The following is a 16,889-nucleotide window of genomic DNA, read 5'->3' as shown; positions in this document are numbered from 1 at the left end:
TCTTATCTAATAACCATGAAAAATGTATCATCTTTTTATTGTATCGGATTAGCTTCGGTTAATCTCGTAATGGATACCATTCATAACCACTTTGGAATATTTGATATAATTTTTGTTATTTTAGCGGGATTGCCTTTACTGCTCAATAAAAAATGGATGTATGAATTGTTTGGAGGCACTATGGGCCTTATCAGTTTATATATTATTTTTGCCATTTTTGTGTCCATGGTTAAAGACGGTCAAAATGCGATGATGCAGCCTCTTTGGACGTATGGCATGGGTTATGTGCTTAGTTTTTTAACGCTAATTTTCGGACTTTTAATGACAAAAATTATTAAAATCCGCAACAGAAGAAATATTATAACATCAGGTTAAATGTATTCAATTATAGATATAGAAAGTAATGGTGCAGGTTATAGACATGAATGCATTATAGATATTGCCATTTATCGGTATGACGGGCAGAAAATTGTTGACCAGTTCATTTCTTTGGTGAATCCGGAAAGTGATATTACTCCGTTTGTACAAAAGCTGACAGGGATTACTCCTAAAATGGTTAAAACGGCTCCGAAATTTCATGAAATTGCAAAAAGAGTCATTGAAATTACCCAAAATACTACTTTGGTCGGGCACAATATTGATTTTGATTACAGAATGCTTCGGCAATCTTTTAAAAGTCTTGGTTACGATTTTAAAATCAATACTTTAGATACTATTCCGTTAGCTAAAAAGCTCATTCCTGATGAAGCAAGCTATTCGCTGGGTAAGCTCGTAAAATCTCTTGGAATTCCTTTAACCAATCATCACAGGGCAGACGGAGACGCGAGGGCTACTTTGGAGTTGTTCAGGCTGCTGGTTTCAAAGGATACTGAGAATGAGATTATACAAAAACATCACGATGAATCCAATGCCAAGACTTATATCAACAAAATCAAGCTGTTAACGCAGGATTTACCTAATGAAAGAGGGTTTGTGTATTTTCAGAATGCAGCTGGAAAAATCATTCTTTCAGAGTATGTTCAGGATATCAATAAGTTTTCAAAAAAAGTATTTAATTCGAAATCCAAAAAATGGGAAACGATACAGAATGAGGTAGAACAGATTAGTTTCGAACTTACTGGAAATGATATTATTGCCAGATTGATACTCAATTCAAAAAATATCAAGAGGAGAGAAATTTTACCTTTTGGCCTTTATCACAGAAACGATAAATATATTGTTGAGAAAAATAAACTGAACAAAGAAGATAAACCTATTCTGAAGTTCAGGTCTTTTACACAAGGATCAAAAGCAATCCAGTTTATTGGCGGCCAGAGAGAATATGATGATATCAGTATTTTTAAAAGAAAGATTGATTTTAAAAACCGTAATGAGCTATGGCTTGGCTCGGGAAGGAAATTGGGTGAGAAATTATTTTTAATTATTGAAAATGGTAAAGTTGTTTCATACGGTTTTTATGAACTGTTTACACAGATTCAGACTCTGAGCAGGCTCTCCAAGCTGAAAATCGACCTGCCTTTACCTGCTTCTGACCTGATTAATGATTTACAGTTAGCACTGCTTCGCGGTGATTTTGAGACACTCCCGTTGCCTAAATGATAAAAAGGAAGGTGGAGGCTTTTCAAATCAATTTGAATAGAATAAAAAAATAAATAGTATTTTTGCAAAAATAAAAATAAGCAATGCAATATTTTAAGCAAATTAAAACTGGAAAAAAGGGAGCTATAAAGTTCTCTAAGGTTTGGAATATTTAAAAGAGTTGTCTTGCATAAAAAATAGTTAATGTGGCGGACTCTTGAGGAAAGAATCTGCTTTTTTTTATGTTAAAATGAAATTATGAATTCAAAAGAATTATTAAAGATTGCCAATGAGTTTGGCACCCCGGTGTATGTTTATGATGCTGAATCTATCAAAACTCAATATGAAAAACTTACATCTTCTTTTTTAAAACACACAAAGTTCTTTTATGCCGCAAAGGCATTGACTAACATCAACATTCTAAAGTATGTCAAGAACCTGGGTGCTTCTTTGGATTGTGTTTCTATTAACGAAGTAAAGCTTGGTTTAAAGGCAGGATTTACTAAAGAAAAAATATTGTTTACCCCAAATTGTGTGGATCTTGCTGAAATTGAAGAAGCTATGCAATATGGAGTGCACATTAATATTGATAATATCTCTATTCTTGAGCAATTTGGAAATAAATACGGAGATACTTATCCGATTCTCGTAAGAATCAATCCTCATATTTTTGCTGGAGGAAATTATAAAATATCCACAGGTCATATCGATAGCAAGTTCGGTATTTCTATTCACCAGGTTCGTCATATCGAAAGGGTAATGAAGAGTACCAACCTTAATGTTGAAGGTCTTCACATGCATACAGGAAGTGAGATCAAAGATCCGGATGTTTTTTTACAGGCATTGGATATTATGTTAGAGCTTTCTGAGCATTTTCCTAATTTGAAATACCTTGATATGGGAAGCGGTTTCAAAATTCCTTATCAGGAAAGTGAGATGGAGACAGACGTGAAAACACTGGGTAAAAAAGTTGAGAAAGTAATTGCCGATTTTTCTAAAAATACAGGTAAAAAATTTGAATTATGGTTTGAGCCCGGAAAATTCCTTGTTGGGAAAAGTGGGTATCTTTTGGTAAAAGCTAATGTTATCAAGCAAACTACAGCGACGGTTTTTGTGGGGGTTAATTCAGGATTCAATCACCTGATCCGTCCTATGTTTTATGATTCTTACCATACTATTGAGAATTTATCGAACCAAAAAGGTCCTGAAAGGATTTATACTGTGGTTGGAAATATCTGTGAAACGGACACATTTGCCTGGGATAGAAAATTAAATGAAGTAAAAGAAGGAGATATTCTGGCCTTCCATACTGCAGGAGCCTATGGTTTTGAAATGAGTTCGAACTTCAACTCCAGACTGAAGCCAGCAGAAGTACTTTTCTTAGATGGAAAGGCTCATCTTATTCGTAAGAGAGACGAGTTTGAAGATCTTTTGAGAAATCAGATTGAAGTAATTTAAATTAAAATATGATAAGCTCCGCAAGAAATTGCGGAGCTTTTTTTTAGATGTTAATTAAGGTAAATTAACAGACTATACCGATGGGGTTCCTAAAATAAATCATTAAATTTGATAGGGATATAGATTTTCAAACCCGAAAAATCTCAATCATCTATTTCCCTTTTTCTTTATTTCCAAAAATAATAAGTACCAAAAAATATTAATTATGGCAAAAAATATAGCAGAACAAATTGTTGAAATGCTTGAGAACGCAAATGTGAAAAGAATTTATGCAGTAACAGGTGATAGTCTTAATCATTTAAATATAGCGGTTAAAAAGAGCAGCATTGAATGGATTCATGTGAGACATGAAGAAGTTGGAGCATATGCCGCCGCCGCAGAAGCGGAACTTGATGGTTTTGCCGTTTGTGCCGGAAGCTGTGGCCCCGGACATGTACATCTTATTAATGGTGTTTACGAGGCGCACCGGTCCCATGTACCTATGTTGGTAATTGCATCTACGATTCCGAGTGAGGAAATGGGGATGGATTATTTTCAGGAAACGAATACGATAAAGTTATTTGACGATTGCAGTTATTACAATCAGATGATTACCAGACCTGAACAGGTTCAAAGAACAGTGCAGACCGCGATTCAGCATGCTATTTCCAAAAAAGGAGTTGCCGTAATCGGCCTTCCGGGAGATGTTTCTGAACTGGATGCAGAAGAGGCGACAACTTCCGCTCAGATATTTAGAACGAATCCGGTTATTCGTCCATCGGACGAGGAATTAAATAACCTGGCTAAACTTATTAACGAAAGCGAAAAGGTGACCATCTATTGTGGGATTGGAGCTGAAAAGGCGAATGCTGAAGTTATAGGATTATCACAATATTTAAAAGCTCCTGTAGGCTATTCTTTCAGAGGAAAAATGGCGATTCAGCCTAATAATCCTAATGAAGTAGGACTCACGGGGCTGCTTGGTTTTCCTTCTGCTTATCATGCGATGCATGATGCGGATCTGGTTCTTCTTTTGGGAACAGATTTTCCTTATGAGAAGTTTATGCCTGTCAAAAATAAGATTGTCCAAGTCGATGAAAGCCCTGAAAGATTAGGGCGAAGAGCTAAACTGGAATTGGGTCTTGCAGGAGATGTAAAAGAGACTATTAAAGCATTAATGCCCCTTTTAAAAGAAAAAACAGATGTTCATTTTCTGAATCAGCAACTTGAGTTTTATGAAAAAGTAAAAGAAAATCAACTTACTTATGTAAAAGATTCAGGAAAAGAAGATGCCATACAACCGGAATACGTTGCGCATACTTTAGACAGGATTGCGAAAAATGATGCAATTTTTACGGTGGATACCGGGATGTGCTGTGTTTGGGGAGCAAGATTTATAACGGGTACAGGAGAGCGTAAAATGCTGGGCTCTTTTAACCATGGATCCATGGCAAATGCGATGCCGATGGCTATCGGAGCATCATTAGCATACCCGGGCAGACAGGTGATTGCCATGTGCGGAGATGGCGGACTGTCGATGTTACTGGGAGATATGGCTACAATTTTCCAATATAAGCTTCCGGTTAAGCTGATCGTTTTTAATAACAGGGCTTTGGGCATGGTAAAGCTGGAAATGGAAGTAGGAGGGATGCCGGATAACGAAACGGATATGATCAATCCTGATTTTGCAATGGTTGCGCAGGCAATGGGCTATCCTGGAAAAAATGTTCATAAACCGGAAGAAGTTGAGAGTGCTATTGAAGAATGTCTGAACTATAACGGACCTTATCTTTTAAATATCTTTACGAATCCTAATGCCCTGGCATTGCCGCCAAAAATAGATTTTGATCAGGTTGTAGGAATGACCAAGTCTATGGCTCAGCTGATGTTGGGTGGTAAAATGGAAGAAGTTCTTGAAACCGTAAAGAGTAATTATAAGCACATTAAAGGATTATTGTAATGGATAATTCTTTAAAGAAACTGTATGTTGTTGCTTGGATATTTGGACTTATATTTTATTTTTTAGACTATGTGATCAGATCTGCTCCGGCAGTAATGATTCCACAGCTGATCAATAATTTCAATACAACGGAATTGAAGCTGATCAGCATGGTAGGCACCTATTACTATACTTATTCCACCTGTAGTCTGATTGCCGGAATCGCTCTAGATAAATTCGGAGGAAAAAAATCCCTTTTTACCGGAGCGTTGATATTAGGGATAGGATGTTTATTGTTCCTGTTGTCTTCTCAAATTGCCGGAATTTCAGGAAGATTACTGCAGGGAGCAGGTTGTGCTTTTGCCTTTCCTGGATGTGTTTATCTTGCAAGTAAGGGGTTTTCGTCAAAATCATTGGCAACGGCAATCGGAGTTACCCAATGCGTAGGAATGTTGGGTGGAACTGCCGGACAGTTTGTGGTAGGGCCCTGGGTGGAAGAAGGAGTGAATATTGATAGCTTTTGGTTATGGTCGGGAATTATAACAGTGATTACAGCATTAGGATTATTCTTTGTTATTCCTAAAGAAAAAAGATCTGAACAATCATCGGGAGTGTCAAAGCCGGTAGGTTATTTAGAACCGTATAAAATCGTGTTTACAAATCCCCAATCCTGGTTATGTGGAGTGATTTCAGGATTGCTATTTGCACCGACAACCATATTTGCCATGACCTGGGCAGTAGCATTTTTCCAAAAAGATAAAGGGTTTATTTTTCATGAAGCCGCTATCACAAGTGCTATGGTTGCCTTTGGATGGGTTTTTGGATGTCCTCTTTTGGGATTTATAACCGATAGGCTAGGAAAAAGAAAGCCTGTACTTGTTGGCGGAGCCGCTTTGATGATCTTAAGTTTGCTTCAATTAATTTACTTACCGGACCTGTACTCGGCAAAAGTGAGTATGTTTATTTTTGGATTAGGTTCAGGAGCGGCAATGATTCCTTATTCTGTCATTAAAGAGGCTAATCCTGATTATGTTAAAGGAAGTGCTACGGGAGCTATTAATTTTATTACGTTTGGAGTAACTACCTTATTAAGTCCCCTATTTAGCCGATGGTTTGGGAAGAATTTAGGTATAGCACCGGGAGAAGAACATTTTCATAATTCTGTGTTGTTTTGGATAGGTGGAATTGTTCTGGCAATTTTTATTTCAGTATTGCTTAAAGAAACCGGAAGTAAGGCTAAAGAAAATCTTGTGATGCAATAATAAAACGTTTGTGTTAATTTTATTTAGATTTATAAATCTGGTCATATGAAGGATTTGGTTTTATTTTTATCGCTTTTAATATCTGTTTTTTTATTTGGGCAACAGGATGTTGAAGATCGGGATGATTCTTTTATTACGGAAACCAATAAAAATATTTTAAAAATTGATATTAAGGAACCCTTATTACAGATTGCATTAAAAACTGTACAGACTTTAAACCGGCAGCCTATGAAGGAGGGGCATCAGTTTACAAAGAAACGCTGCGAAAGTATATGTACAATTATCTTAATTCTGACTTTTATGTACTGAACGGGGATTTCAATTTTACCATAACTATCAATGAAACTGGCAAGGTTGTAGGGATAGATGGTTCTCCAAAGGTTGCGAACAGCGAAATATTTTTTGATGATATGAAATATATTGTAAGGAGAATCAAAAAGAACTGGATACCTGCTACCTGTAATAATAGACCAATAATTTCTCAGATAAAGATAAAAATGAATTTATCATCTATGGCTACAGATTTATAGTCCCTTTATAAAGGTTATTTTTGTGCAGAATCATTGTGTATCTATTGTTTAAGGACAATTGAAATATTTATATAATCCAATTGATTGGCTGTATCTTGAAGCCCTTCTTTTTAGAAAAGATAATCCTGCCATTCTGTCACAATATTTTGTATCTTTGCAAATTGATTATAAAAGTTTAGCATTCTAAAGTTGAAGGGAGTGCTTTAACTTTGTGATTTAAAACTTAAATTGATTATTGTGCAGGAAAAATATATAGACGAAACGAAACAGGGAGAAGCTTTTGCTATTGCTGAAAAAGTAGGGAATTCTAAAAAATTATTTTTAGAAAGCTACGGCTGTCAGATGAATTTCTCTGATTCTGAGATTGTTGCTTCTATTCTTAATGAACAAGGATATAATACCACCCTTAAAGTAGAAGAAGCAGACCTCATTCTTTTAAATACTTGTTCTATACGTGAGAAGGCTGAACAGACCGTAAGGATGCGTCTTTCTCAGTTTAAAAACCTCAAGAAAGAACGACCTAATATGACGGTGGGGGTTCTTGGATGTATGGCGGAGAGATTAAAAACTAAGTTTCTCGAAGAAGAACAGCTTGTTGATCTTGTTGTGGGGCCTGATGCCTACAGGGATCTGCCTAATTTATTAAAGGAAACAGAAGATGGCAGGGATGCGATCAATGTTATTTTGTCCAAAGAAGAAACCTATGCAGATATAAATCCTGTCCGTCTGGGTGGAAATGGAGTAACCGCGTTTGTAACTATTACAAGGGGGTGTGATAACATGTGTACCTTCTGTGTTGTTCCTTTTACAAGAGGAAGAGAAAGAAGCCGTGATCCACATTCAATTCTTGAAGAATGTAAAGATCTTTGGAATAGCGGATATAAAGAAATTACCCTTTTGGGGCAGAATGTAGATTCTTACCTTTGGTATGGAGGGGGCCCGAAAAAAGATTTTGCAAAAGCTTCTGAAATGCAGAAAGCTACGGCCGTTGATTTTGCTCAGCTGCTTGGTTTAGTCGCTCAAGCGGTTCCGGAAATGAGAATAAGATTCTCTACTTCCAACCCTCAGGATATGAGTCTTGATGTATTCAGGGTCATGGCTAAGCATGAGAACATTTGTAAATATGTGCATCTTCCGGTACAAAGTGGAAGTAATAATATGCTGGCTGCAATGAACAGACAGCACACCAGAGAAGAATATCTGGAGCTTATCAGAAAAGCTAAGGAAATTGTTCCTGATATCTCTTTTTCCCAGGATATGATCATCGGTTTTTGTAATGAAACTGAAGAGGATCACCAGGATACCCTAAGCCTGATGAGAGAGGTAGAGTATGACTATGGATATATGTTTGCTTACTCTGAAAGGCCTGGCACTCCGGCCCATAAAAAGATGGAAGATAATATTCCTGCAGATGTTAAACAGAGACGTTTGGCGGAGGTTATCGCTTTACAGGGAGAGCTTTCTAAAAAACGGATGAAATCCTATGTAGGAAGAGTGCATCAGATTCTCATTGAAGGAGTTTCCAAAAAGAATAAAAATCAATGGAAGGGAAGAAATTCCCAGAATGCTGTTTGTGTATTCGATATGCTGGAAGGTCAAAAGATAGGTGACATTGTAGATGTTTTTGTATTTGACAATACACAAGGGACGCTTTTAGGGGAAACAGTTAAAAACTAATCTACTTTTTACAGGAGTAAATTATAAACTATAAATTATTATCAATAACCATAAAATAGACAATGGAAAAGCTTCATAAATATTGCCTGAGTGTTTTATTGGTAATAATCTGCAGTAATATTTCAGCACAAAACACAACCTGTTCTGCTGAAAATACCACCATTCATAGGCTTTATGATGTCTATCATCAGTTTTTAAATTCTCAAGATTGTGAAGGATCTCATCTTTCCGAGAGAAAGCATAAAATTCACTACACCGCTATCAGCCAAAAGCAAAACGCCGGAGATCTAAGTTCAAATAGAGATCATAATCCGGGTTTTAATGAGCATGGAGGTAGAGGTGAAGCTGGAAAATATGATGAGATTCTAAGGAATTTTGAGAAAAAAGCGGTCGGATATGCATCTGCTAAAGCTTTCAACTTTAAAAGTAAAGTTTCCAAAATCAGAAACAAAGATTATTTGGATATAATAAGTTAAAATTAAAATTTAAACTTTTTTTATTTAAACAAATTAATGATGCTTACTAAAACAAAATTGAAGGTAGGCGAAATTTAAGATCAATAATCTAATTTACTTATGAGTAACGACTTACAAAATATAAAAAACCGTTTTGGAATAATTGGTAATTTTCCTGCATTAAACCGTGCCTTGGAAAAATCTATTCAGGTGGCACCAACAGACATTTCCGTTCTGGTCATTGGGGAAAGTGGTGTAGGAAAAGAATTTATCCCTAAGATTATTCATTCAGAATCCAGAAGAAAACATCAGCCTTACATCGTTGTCAATTGCGGTGCTATTCCGGAAGGAACAATTGATTCCGAATTATTTGGACATGAAAAAGGAGCATTTACCGGAGCTACAGCAACTAGAAAAGGTTATTTTGAAGTGGCAGATGGCGGAACAATATTCCTGGATGAGGTGGGTGAACTTCCTTTGCAAACACAAGTCCGCCTTTTAAGGGTTTTAGAAAGTGGAGAATTTATGAAGGTTGGATCTTCTCAGGTACAAAAGACCAATGTGAGGATTGTTGCTGCAACCAATGTAAATATGATGAAGGCGATCCAGGACGGACGGTTCCGCGAAGATTTATTTTATCGTTTGAATACCGTGCAGATCGATATGCCGCCTTTGAGAGATAGAAAAGGAGATATTCATCTGCTTTTCAGAAAGTTTGCAATCGATTTTGCTGAAAAATACAGAATGCCTGAGTTGGTTTTAGAGCCAAGTGCAGTTCATTATATAGAAAATTATAGCTTTCCCGGGAATGTACGTCAGTTAAGAAACTTAGTTGAGCAGATGACCGTGGTGGAAAGAGAAAGAAATATAAGCGTTGAAAAACTGGCGGAGTACATACCGACCGAAAGCCATTTGCCAATGGTTGTTAATACGCCTAATGCTCAGAAACAGAGTGACTTCGGAAACGAAAGAGAGATTATGTATAAAATCCTGTTTGATATGAGGAATGATATCAATGATCTGAGATCTCTGACTTCTGAATTAATAAAAAACAGAGGAGCAGGCGATCTAAGTTCCCAGGAAAAAACTTTGATCAACAGACTTTACACTTCGGATTCACAGCAAAATACTAATGCTAATTCCCTACTTTATTTTGAAGATAATCATCCTGTAGTCCAGACTCCAACTATTATTTCGACTCCCGATGATAGTTATGAAGATATTCAGGATATAGAGATTGAAGAAAATAAGCCGGAATCGCTTTCGCTTCAAAATAATGAAAAAGATTTGATTATTAAAGCATTAGAGAAGCATAAGGGACGTAGGAATAAAGCAGCTGATGAGTTGGGCATTTCACAAAGAACACTATACAGAAAGATAAAACAATATAATCTAGAAGACTAAGTATGATGAATAATAAGGCAAAGCCTGTCGAATTTAAACTAAACGAATACCTGAGCAAAGGCCTGGAACTTTTAAAGAAAGATTTTGGGAATTTTATAGTAGCTTACATTTTGTGTATGGTAATGTCTATTATACCTTTTTGTGGACTACTGGCAATGGGTAATTTTTACAAATATTGCCGGAAAGTCAATAAAGGAGAACAAGCAAGTGTAGGTGAAATTTTTAATTTCGATGATTTTTTACCTTATTTTATCGTACAGCTGATCATTATAGGTGGAGTTTTCGCTCTTTATATTCCAATGTTTATTTTTATTCCTTTTACTTCTGTAGTGGATGGAGATGCTGTTCCGCCCGCATTCGGATTATTTATGGTCCTTTATATATTCCTCATTGTAATTGCTGTTTTTATTGTAGCTTTACTTGGGTTTTATATTCCGGGGCTCATATCTCTTAAAAAGGTTAATGATATAAAAACAGCATGGATCATGTCGAGGATTATGACTAGGAATAATCTCTTGACTATCTTTTTATTTGCGATTATTGTTGGGTTTCTTTCCCAGATAGGAATACTTCTTTGTGGTATTGGTATTCTTATCACAATGCCTTATTTTTATACAACCCATTACTTTGCGTTTGAGGATGCAATCCAGCAGATAGAATATGATGAAATAAAAGAAATCGGAACGAAAAATGAATTTTAACATTAAGAATATCAATATAATGCGCCTGAAAATTGTTGGGTTTTTGTTACTTTGCTTAAGTACCCTAAACTCATGTTATAGTTTTACCGGATCGTCTTTAAAAGACGAGAAAACGATTCAGATTAATGAATTTCCCAATAATGCGGCTTTAGTAAATCCTACTTTATCTCAGCAGTTTTCTACCGATATTCAAAATCGTTTTCTACAAAGAACGACGCTAAAAGGAACAAAAGAGAATGCGGACATCTTGGTGGAAGGAGAAATTACAGACTATTCTATTACTCCTACTACTATTAGCTCCAATACTCAGACAACAGCTACAGGAGGAGTTATACAAGAATCTCAAAATAAGCTAACGATTACTGTAAAAGTGCATTATGAGAATAAACTTCATCCTGACCTGAGTTTTGACCGTACATATTCAGATGAAGCTGTATTCAACAGCAGCTTGTCTCAAAGTGCGATAGAAACCTCGCAGGTTAAAATTGTAAACGAAAGAATCATTAATAAGATATTTAACGATATTGTAGCGAACTGGTAAGATGAATAGCAGAGTTTTAGAATTATTAAAGAACCCCAAAAATATTCAATCGGAAGATCTTCATCTTTTGAAAGAAGAAATTAATTCTTTTCCCTACATTCAAAATATAAGAGCTTTACATTTATATGGTATTCATCTTTATGATCAGGAAAACTATCAGAAGGAATTGTCTACAACTGCGGCTTATACTACTGATAAAAAGATCCTTTATCAGCTTATAAATGGTAAAATTCAGGAAAAAACGAAACCTGCAGCTCCTGAAAATAAAGTGGTAACGAATAAAGAGAATGCTTCAAGGTATTTTCCTAAAAGTAAAAGCTTCCCGATCAAAAGGGAAGAGCTACCTGAGAAGATACAGACTAAAGAAGAAGCAACTAACAAGCTGCCGGCACCACTTCCGGAAATTAAACATATTTATGTAAACGGTGAACGAAACAGAATTTTGTTTGAAGGAGAGGAAAACTTCCTTGATGATAACAATATCGAAACAATTGACTTAGAATCTACGCTGGAATCAGGAACGATAGTTACACAAAAGCAAATACTCCCTGAAAATTTACCTTTAGAAAAAGAAATTACTGAGCAATTACCGGCTAAAGAGGATAAAGTAGAAGAGTCCCCAGAAATAAATGCAGAGGAAATAGAAACGGCGACTTCTTCTGAAGCTGAAATTATTGAAGTTAGGGATACAGAAGAGACAGAGCTTACTTCGGATGAAAATCAGGATTTTACTGAACCTGAGTCACAAACTTACACCCCGGAAGAAATAATCAATGAGGATCAGATTACATCTCCTGTTGAAAAAGAAGGAGTAACCGATGATTCGGAATTGAGTTTCCATGGTACTGATTCCTTTATGCCGGAAGTGAAGATTGAATCTGGCAGCAACGATGAGCTTGCTGTTGCTGAAGTTGCACAACAGGGACTCAATAAGCACGAAGAAGAAATGAGAAGGCTTATTGAGGAGGTAGAAAAGAAAATGAAGGCAACTAAGGCTGTCACTGAGGAAAAACGAGATCCGGAACCAGAAATTCTGAGTCGTGATATTAATTTTTCAGAAACGCAGAGTTTTCATCCTGAAGTTGAAAAAGGAATTGAAGCGGAAGAGATACAGAAAGCTGAACCGGTGCACGAAGTGACTAATCCTTCAGAAGAGATCAAAGCTGAAGCTTACCAGGAAGAATCAGAACCTCGAATTGCCACAGAAGTGAAATCAGAATGGAAGCCTATGAGTTTCGAATCCCATACTCCCGATTCACTTATCAATAAACCGGCACCTGTTTCTCAACCAAAAGAAGAAATTGTACCGGCAGAACTTCCTGAAGAAGAACAAGCACCAAAAGAAGAGACAACGCACCAGATTGTTAAAGAGGATATAGAAGAGCAGGAACCCGTTCAGGAAGAATCAGAAATATCTCAGGCAGCTTCTGTAGAAGAAAATAAAGAAGAAGCCCCTGTGATGAATGTTTCTTTCTTCAGCTCAGATATTTCAAGCTGGACGATGGCTACTAAGAATGATGAAGAAAAGGATAACAATACGGAAGATCTTGCATCTGAGAAACCTCATGTGGAAGAGGCCACTGCGGATCCTGCTGACAGCAATGTTCCGGGATTTATCAATACATGGCAGAGTTGGTTAAAGATAGATCGTACCGAGAAAGATCCTGAAAAGGATAAAGCTGAGCTTAAAAATAAAGTGATTGAATCATTCATTGAGAATAATCCTAAAATAAGCCAGTTAAAAGATGAGAGCAACTTCGTTGTAAAAGAAAAAAACGATGATATCTCACATTTAATGACGGAAACACTTGCACGATTATATATTGAACAAAAACTATATACCAAGGCAATAAAAGCTTTTGAAATATTAGCAGGTAAACATCCTGAAAAGAAATCGTATTTTGAAGATAAAATACAGGAAGTAAAAGATATAAGAGGGAAAAGTTAAAATTTAAAAATGAATAAGAGAGTAATAGTACTGATTGTTGGATTTCTTGTTTTAGGATTCTTACTTTCATTTTTATTTTATCCTCCAAAAGAGTTTTATAAAGGACTGAAAATGTCTTATACATCGGTTTTTTTCCCTTTTGCTTACGCCATTTATAAAACAGTTCGTTCGAATAAAAATACAGAAGGCTGAATTCATATTCAGCCTTCTGTATTTTTATACTTTATCAATAGTCTGTTTACTGCGTTTTAATTTTCGCCAGGCCTTACGTCCCATAACAATTACCATAATTACTAAAATAACAGCCAGTATAGCCGCAATAACAGGAACGGCCATGGCCAGAACGGACATAATTCCTGCTCCTGCTGTTTCAGTGGTCCCTACAATAGAATTGCCTAAGCCTCCTGTGGTGGCTGTGGAGGCAGCTCTGATTCCTGCAAATCCGGAACTGATTGTTGCGGCAGTTCCGCCTCCGGCAATTATAGCCAATGCCCATTGCGGAAATGTTCCAAAATCGGCAAACTGGCTTGCAAAAAGGATGGATCCTGCAATAGTTGCCAATGGAACAGACAGTGTATCCAGCAGATGATCAATAAATGGAATATAATAGGCTAAAATTTCCGCGATCGTAGCAATGCCTGTTGTAATAAGTGTTGGGAGCCCGGCAAGCCATTCAAATTGATCATTCATAGGGATCCAGTGTAAGTAGGATGCCAGGCTTACGGCAAACAGAGGAAGGAATACCCTGAAGCCTGTTGCTGCGGACAGGCCAATGCCAATGAATGCACTTAATACATAAGGGAGATAGGGAATATTGTCTAACATATTAATTTTCAAATTGGTTGTGTTCCCTAAAGTTACAAAAACTATTGTAAGCTTATCTGAAAATTACAGACAATATGAGGAGTTTACTGTTTTTTCTGAGCCTGGCATAGTTTGATGAACTGGGCTTCTACATCCTGGAACTTTTGCGGAAGTTCAGGGGAGATCCAAAAAAGCATGGCCATCGTCTTTTCTCCAAAAGATTCTTTAAAAAGATCTTTATGTAAGCGATAGCATTCTCTCAATAATCTTTTGATGCGGTTTCTGTGAACTGCTTTTTTAAAATACCTTTTAGATACGGAAACCCCGAATTTAGAAACTTCAACAGGTAAATTAGGTTTGTCCTTAAGTAAAATAATTCTCAGATTCCCATGGGTTCTCCATTTACCTTTTTCGAAAAGCAAGGTGATGTCATTGGTCTTTTTGAGTTTTTCCTCCTTTGGGTATCTGAAATTCTGCATTAGCCTTTTTTTACTAAATGATTAATAACTTCCGCCGCTGCATACAATCCAAAAATGGCTGGTATATAGCTGATAGTCCCATAAAAAGACCTTTTGTAATTTGTTCCATCTGTCATTTTCAAACTTTCTTCATTTTGAAGTTCATTAGAGAAAACACAACGGATGCCTTTATTTATTTTTTCCTTTTTAAGCCTTTTTCTAACCTGCTTGGCCAGATAACAGTTGTGGGTTTTGCTGATGTCTCTCACCATTACTTTGCTTGGATCTGTTTTTCCACCCGCTCCCATAGAGCTTACGATCTTAATTTTTCTTCTTCTTGCAGCAATTAACAATGTAAGCTTTGGAGTTACGCTATCAATACAATCGAGAATATAATCAAATTTGTTTTCATCAAGGATCTGATCCATTCTTTCAGGATTTAAAAACTCATTGATAGTTATTAAATTAAGTTTTGGGTTAATATCTAAGAGTCTTTCAGCAACGATTTCAACCTTGTGCTTTCCGATAGTAGAATGTAATGCCGGTAATTGTCTGTTAATGTTTGTGATATCTACCGTATCGCCATCTACAATCGTCATATTTCCGACCCCGGATCTTGCTAAAAATTCAGCGGCAAACGAGCCTACTCCACCTAATCCTACTACAAGAACAGTCGCTTTATTCAACTTTTCGAGTCCTTCCTCCTTAATAAGAAGCTCTGTTCTTTCCAACCAATACTTATCCATTTTTTATCGTCTCTAAATTTTCTAAAATTTGTTTGTTTAAGTTTTCCTGAGAAATACCTTTTATTTCCGAAACTTTGCTGTACAATAAATCAATATTAAAATCATCGTTATCGGTTTCTAAAAAGATTTTATCTAAAGCAGTAATTTTCAAAATATTTTGCAAAGATAAATTATACAAAACAGCTTTTCCAAAACTCAAATAGAAATTATTCTTTAGGAGATCTTCAGCGATGCTTTGTTTTTTATTAAAACCATGAATAATCATAGGCTGTTCTGCCTTTTTTTTTAATGAAATGACTTCGTAGAATTTTCGGACACAATGAATAACCATCGGCTTTTTTAATTCATTCGCCAATTTGATCTGTCTTAAAAATACGCTTTCCTGGATTTTCATATCAACCGGAACAAAGCTGTCAAGGCCACATTCTCCTATAGTAAGGCAATTGTTATGAATTACGGAATCCAGCCAGTTGAACTGCTCTTCAATCTTGTCCGGATCAATATCTTTTGGATGAATACCCGCAGAATAAAATGTACTGGGTATATTATCTCCGATATCCAGATTATAGATACCGTCGCAGACATTTTTTTTATGATGGTGAAAATCAAAAAATTCCATCATCAAAAATACTATAATTTGGAATTAATTTAAAATTCTTAAACAAACGTTTATAAATATGTTAAAAATTTCTTAACTTTACTCAAAAGCGACACTTTATGAAAAAAAAATTTACCGAAAAACAGATCCATATTTTGGATATTGCGGAGGAGCTTATTGCGAAAAAAGGGTATGAAGGAACATCGGTAAGAGACATTTGCTCTAAAGCAAACATTAATGTAGCCATGATCTCTTATTATTTTGGGTCCAAGGAAAAAATGATGTCTTACCTCTATCAGTACAGAGTGCTAAAGACCAGAGAAAATTTTTCGGAATTTGCTGATACCATTAAAGACGGTAAACCAGAGATGCAGATGAAAGAAATTATAAAATATATTGTATCACAATTATTTAAATATAATTATTTTCATGGCTTTGTTACTCAGGAGCTTCGACATACGGATAACCTGAAAGTTGAATTGCTGGATTTTTATCAGCTTTTTGTAAAAAAACTGGATGAGGTGATCAAAAAAGGAGTTGCGTCCGGAGTTTTTACATTTACTCCAAAGCCAGAAGATATCCTTACAACGATTCTGGGATCCACATTATTTGTCATTAGAAATAAGAATTTCTATGAACTATATGTACCGAGTAAAAATGAGGAAGCTTATGCTAAGGAAGCGGAGAAAAAAATCAGAATGAACCTTTTATTGAGTGTTTTTGCAATATTAGGATACGCTGCAGACTAAAATTACGTTAAATAATCATAAAAAAAAATCTATTGATAAAAAAGTTATATTTTTGCAAATTA

At 35.9% G+C, this 16,889-nt stretch carries 17 protein-coding genes; 13 read left to right on the top strand and 4 right to left on the bottom strand.

The window, feature by feature from the left end:
• Positions 1-15: 15 nt before the first annotated feature.
• The 12 genes from ACNFU2_RS13225 (at position 16) to ACNFU2_RS13170 (ending at position 13,664) form a co-directional block, all read left to right on the top strand.
• Positions 16-375 (top strand): hypothetical protein, encoded by a 360-nt coding sequence (locus tag ACNFU2_RS13225; RefSeq protein WP_273650137.1) that lies wholly within the window; start codon positions 16-18, stop codon positions 373-375.
• Positions 376-1,599, top strand: coding sequence for a PolC-type DNA polymerase III (locus ACNFU2_RS13220; RefSeq protein ID WP_273650136.1), 1,224 nt, complete (start codon positions 376-378; stop codon positions 1,597-1,599).
• Positions 1,600-1,836: 237 nt separating this feature from the next.
• Positions 1,837-3,036, top strand: a complete 1,200-nt coding sequence (gene lysA / locus ACNFU2_RS13215; protein WP_172281404.1) for a diaminopimelate decarboxylase — start codon at positions 1,837-1,839, stop codon at positions 3,034-3,036.
• A 205-nt stretch (positions 3,037-3,241) separates the two neighbouring features.
• Positions 3,242-4,975, top strand: coding sequence for a thiamine pyrophosphate-dependent enzyme (locus ACNFU2_RS13210; RefSeq protein ID WP_273650133.1), 1,734 nt, complete (start codon positions 3,242-3,244; stop codon positions 4,973-4,975).
• Entirely contained in the window at positions 4,975-6,216 is a 1,242-nt protein-coding gene (locus tag ACNFU2_RS13205) for an MFS transporter (RefSeq protein WP_273650131.1), read from the top strand. Before ACNFU2_RS13210 ends, ACNFU2_RS13205 begins: the two co-directional genes overlap by 1 nt.
• A 767-nt stretch (positions 6,217-6,983) precedes the next feature.
• Positions 6,984-8,423: a tRNA (N6-isopentenyl adenosine(37)-C2)-methylthiotransferase MiaB gene (miaB, locus tag ACNFU2_RS13200; protein WP_273650130.1), complete on the top strand. Its 1,440-nt coding sequence runs from the start codon at positions 6,984-6,986 to the stop codon at positions 8,421-8,423.
• Positions 8,424-8,485: 62 nt separating this feature from the next.
• Entirely contained in the window at positions 8,486-8,899 is a 414-nt protein-coding gene (locus ACNFU2_RS13195; RefSeq protein ID WP_273650128.1) for a hypothetical protein, read from the top strand.
• 99 nt (positions 8,900-8,998) lie between these two features.
• Positions 8,999-10,282: a sigma-54 interaction domain-containing protein gene (locus ACNFU2_RS13190; RefSeq protein ID WP_172281392.1), complete on the top strand. Its 1,284-nt coding sequence runs from the start codon at positions 8,999-9,001 to the stop codon at positions 10,280-10,282.
• A 2-nt stretch (positions 10,283-10,284) separates the two neighbouring features.
• A complete protein-coding gene (locus ACNFU2_RS13185) occupies positions 10,285-10,983 on the top strand; it encodes a hypothetical protein (RefSeq protein ID WP_273650125.1) in 699 nt (232 codons plus the stop codon).
• Positions 10,973-11,524 carry an LptE family protein gene (locus ACNFU2_RS13180; RefSeq protein ID WP_273650123.1) on the top strand — a complete coding sequence of 184 codons (552 nt, stop codon included), beginning with the start codon at positions 10,973-10,975 and terminating at the stop codon, positions 11,522-11,524. Before ACNFU2_RS13185 ends, ACNFU2_RS13180 begins: the two co-directional genes overlap by 11 nt.
• Position 11,525: 1 nt before the next feature.
• Positions 11,526-13,472 (top strand): hypothetical protein, encoded by a 1,947-nt coding sequence (locus tag ACNFU2_RS13175; RefSeq protein WP_273650121.1) that lies wholly within the window; start codon positions 11,526-11,528, stop codon positions 13,470-13,472.
• A 9-nt stretch (positions 13,473-13,481) separates the two neighbouring features.
• A complete protein-coding gene (locus ACNFU2_RS13170; RefSeq protein ID WP_273650119.1) occupies positions 13,482-13,664 on the top strand; it encodes a hypothetical protein in 183 nt (60 codons plus the stop codon).
• Positions 13,665-13,688: 24 nt separating this feature from the next.
• Here ACNFU2_RS13170 and ACNFU2_RS13165 read toward each other — a convergent pair whose 3' ends face one another.
• The 4 genes from ACNFU2_RS13165 to ACNFU2_RS13150 form a co-directional block, all read right to left on the bottom strand.
• Positions 13,689-14,297: a DUF4126 domain-containing protein gene (locus tag ACNFU2_RS13165; RefSeq protein ID WP_273650117.1), complete on the bottom strand. Its 609-nt coding sequence runs from the start codon at positions 14,295-14,297 to the stop codon at positions 13,689-13,691.
• A gap of 83 nt (positions 14,298-14,380) precedes the next feature.
• On the bottom strand, positions 14,381-14,755 hold the full coding sequence (rnpA, locus tag ACNFU2_RS13160) for a ribonuclease P protein component (RefSeq protein WP_273650116.1): 375 nt from the start codon (positions 14,753-14,755) through the stop codon (positions 14,381-14,383).
• Positions 14,755-15,480: a tRNA threonylcarbamoyladenosine dehydratase gene (locus tag ACNFU2_RS13155; RefSeq protein WP_273650114.1), complete on the bottom strand. Its 726-nt coding sequence runs from the start codon at positions 15,478-15,480 to the stop codon at positions 14,755-14,757. The genes rnpA and ACNFU2_RS13155 overlap by 1 nt, the downstream gene beginning before the upstream one ends.
• The gene (locus tag ACNFU2_RS13150) at positions 15,473-16,102 is read right to left on the bottom strand and encodes a TatD family hydrolase (RefSeq protein WP_273650112.1); all 630 of its coding nucleotides are present in this window, start codon (positions 16,100-16,102) and stop codon (positions 15,473-15,475) included. The genes ACNFU2_RS13155 and ACNFU2_RS13150 overlap by 8 nt, the downstream gene beginning before the upstream one ends.
• Before the next feature lie 95 nt (positions 16,103-16,197).
• Here ACNFU2_RS13150 and ACNFU2_RS13145 point away from each other — a divergent pair, with 95 nt between their 5' ends.
• A complete protein-coding gene (locus ACNFU2_RS13145; RefSeq protein ID WP_172281374.1) occupies positions 16,198-16,827 on the top strand; it encodes a TetR/AcrR family transcriptional regulator in 630 nt (209 codons plus the stop codon).
• The last annotated feature ends 62 nt before the right edge of the window (positions 16,828-16,889 follow it).

It is taken from the genome of Chryseobacterium sp. PTM-20240506 (genome assembly GCF_048296755.1).
Classification (GTDB): Bacteria; Bacteroidota; Bacteroidia; order Flavobacteriales; family Weeksellaceae; genus Chryseobacterium; species Chryseobacterium proteolyticum.
Note: the sequence above shows the minus strand (reverse complement) of the source record. Positions and strands in the feature narration are given on the sequence as shown.

Excerpts from the sequence above, each read along its gene's own strand:
- ACNFU2_RS13225 (WP_273650137.1), top strand. The coding sequence starts at position 16 with ATGAAAAATGTATCATCTTTTTATTGTATCGGATTAGCTTCGGTTAAT.
- ACNFU2_RS13220 (WP_273650136.1), top strand. The coding sequence starts at position 376 with ATGTATTCAATTATAGATATAGAAAGTAATGGTGCAGGTTATAGACAT.
- lysA (WP_172281404.1), top strand. The coding sequence starts at position 1,837 with ATGAATTCAAAAGAATTATTAAAGATTGCCAATGAGTTTGGCACCCCG.
- ACNFU2_RS13210 (WP_273650133.1), top strand. The coding sequence starts at position 3,242 with ATGGCAAAAAATATAGCAGAACAAATTGTTGAAATGCTTGAGAACGCA.
- ACNFU2_RS13205 (WP_273650131.1), top strand. The coding sequence starts at position 4,975 with ATGGATAATTCTTTAAAGAAACTGTATGTTGTTGCTTGGATATTTGGA.
- ACNFU2_RS13195 (WP_273650128.1), top strand. The coding sequence starts at position 8,486 with ATGGAAAAGCTTCATAAATATTGCCTGAGTGTTTTATTGGTAATAATC.
- ACNFU2_RS13190 (WP_172281392.1), top strand. The coding sequence starts at position 8,999 with ATGAGTAACGACTTACAAAATATAAAAAACCGTTTTGGAATAATTGGT.
- ACNFU2_RS13185 (WP_273650125.1), top strand. The coding sequence starts at position 10,285 with ATGATGAATAATAAGGCAAAGCCTGTCGAATTTAAACTAAACGAATAC.
- ACNFU2_RS13180 (WP_273650123.1), top strand. The coding sequence starts at position 10,973 with ATGAATTTTAACATTAAGAATATCAATATAATGCGCCTGAAAATTGTT.
- ACNFU2_RS13175 (WP_273650121.1), top strand. The coding sequence starts at position 11,526 with ATGAATAGCAGAGTTTTAGAATTATTAAAGAACCCCAAAAATATTCAA.
- ACNFU2_RS13170 (WP_273650119.1), top strand. The coding sequence starts at position 13,482 with ATGAATAAGAGAGTAATAGTACTGATTGTTGGATTTCTTGTTTTAGGA.
- ACNFU2_RS13165 (WP_273650117.1), bottom strand. The coding sequence starts at position 14,297 with ATGTTAGACAATATTCCCTATCTCCCTTATGTATTAAGTGCATTCATT.
- rnpA (WP_273650116.1), bottom strand. The coding sequence starts at position 14,755 with ATGCAGAATTTCAGATACCCAAAGGAGGAAAAACTCAAAAAGACCAAT.
- ACNFU2_RS13155 (WP_273650114.1), bottom strand. The coding sequence starts at position 15,480 with ATGGATAAGTATTGGTTGGAAAGAACAGAGCTTCTTATTAAGGAGGAA.
- ACNFU2_RS13150 (WP_273650112.1), bottom strand. The coding sequence starts at position 16,102 with ATGATGGAATTTTTTGATTTTCACCATCATAAAAAAAATGTCTGCGAC.
- ACNFU2_RS13145 (WP_172281374.1), top strand. The coding sequence starts at position 16,198 with ATGAAAAAAAAATTTACCGAAAAACAGATCCATATTTTGGATATTGCG.